3 protein-coding genes are annotated in these 1,445 nt (G+C 59.2%); all 3 read right to left on the reverse strand.

Annotation, left to right across the window (positions count from 1 at the left end):
- Positions 1–49: 49 nt before the first annotated feature.
- A complete protein-coding gene (locus tag EN993_RS35780; protein ID WP_127266238.1) occupies positions 50–820 on the reverse strand; it encodes an SOS response-associated peptidase in 771 nt (256 codons plus the stop codon).
- Positions 821–875: 55 nt separating this feature from the next.
- Positions 876–1,028: a hypothetical protein gene (locus EN993_RS35785; protein ID WP_245469074.1), complete on the reverse strand. Its 153-nt coding sequence runs from the start codon at positions 1,026–1,028 to the stop codon at positions 876–878.
- 65 nt (positions 1,029–1,093) lie between these two features.
- Positions 1,094–1,276: a DUF768 domain-containing protein gene (locus tag EN993_RS35790; RefSeq protein WP_127266239.1), complete on the reverse strand. Its 183-nt coding sequence runs from the start codon at positions 1,274–1,276 to the stop codon at positions 1,094–1,096.
- Positions 1,277–1,445 lie beyond the last annotated feature (169 nt).

A 1,445-nucleotide genomic window follows, 5' to 3' on the forward strand; every position in this document is an offset into this window, starting at 1 on the left:
CTGCAGAACCTCATAACCGCTCGCCGGGGCGTCACGGACCTTCAATCGATCAGCGGGCATGATCTCTTCTCACGTCAGACGTCAAAAAGATCGTTGGGGCCGTGGCCCTCACATCGATGATATCGGGCCGGCCGATCTCGTCGATGATGTCAGGCGTGTTGTTACGAGGGCTGCCGACCTTGCTGCCGATAGGCCACATCTTCATGAGTTCGGACGGGAATGGCTTCATCAGATCGCGAGGATCGGCCTCCGGTCCGAGCCAGCGCATGTAATCGGTCGGCGCCAGGATCACCGGCATCCGGTCATGGATGGTTGCCATCATCTCGTTCGGCTCGCAGGTGACGATTGCGAAGGTGCGGATCAGTTCGCCCGTGATCTTGTCGGCATACTCTTCCCAGATGCCGGCCATGGCGAAGGGCTCGTCATCCTTCATCGCGATCGCATAGGGTTGTTTCCTCTTGCCCAAGAAATCTAGCTTCTGCCACTCGAAATAACCGTCCACCGGCACTAGGCAGCGGCGCGAGGCATAGGCTTCGCGGAACATGCCATTGGTCGCGATGGTCTCGCAGCGTGCGTTCACGGGCGGCGGGCGTCCGCTCCCGTCACGCGCCCAGCCGGGGACAAGACCCCACCTTGCCGACACGAAACCGGCCACGGAGATGGAGAGTTCCTCGCGGATCATAATCGGATAGTTCAGGCTCGGCGCGCCATTCCAGATGGGAAAGCCGTTGCCCATGCGCTCGACGTCGCCAGGATGGGCAAACTCGAAACGGCGTACCATGTCAGGGATTGTTGTTTTGACGAAAACGCGTCCACACATGAGATCATCAACCTGTCGTTGCGGAAGACCAAAATGGGAACGCTTCGGGGACGAGTCAAGCTGTTCCGAGCTTCTCCTTTCCCTTGCCGACTATAGACAGCTTCGGCGCGTGGGCTTCCCGGATCATCTTGGCGGCTTCGTCTGTAGTGACGCCGACCTTGCGGGCATAGTAGGCGGCTTCCGCTTCGAGCGCGCCCTCTAGTGGCACTTCAATCGCCTGCTTAGCTTTATGCTTGGCTTTCTTGCCAATGGCGAATCATAGCACATTGAGGGTCAAGGCGTGCCGCCCTCGCGATGGTCAAAGGCTTCGGCTATGACCTCGAACACGCTGGGCACTTCTTCGCTGATTTCGCTGGTGGCGATGCCCGCCTTGTTGGCAGCTCTCAGGACCTTGTCCGCAAGGTCGCTGATGACGATCGGATCATCGGTCGCGGTTTCGGGCAGCTGTTCAGCCATCCATTTGTCGAGGAAGTTGATGCCGCGTGCTTATCGAGGCTTAATTTCGGCTGCCGGATTATGTTCCCGTGCATGCTTGCCGTTTAGCCGCTGCTCCCTTAATCGCGCCGTTTTTGCCTCTCTGGCGTGTCGTTCCGCCTCCAGCACCAGCCTGCATTCGCGGTCCGCC

This window comes from Mesorhizobium sp. M7D.F.Ca.US.004.01.2.1, assembly GCF_003997785.1.
Lineage (GTDB): Bacteria > Pseudomonadota > Alphaproteobacteria > Rhizobiales > Rhizobiaceae > Mesorhizobium > Mesorhizobium loti.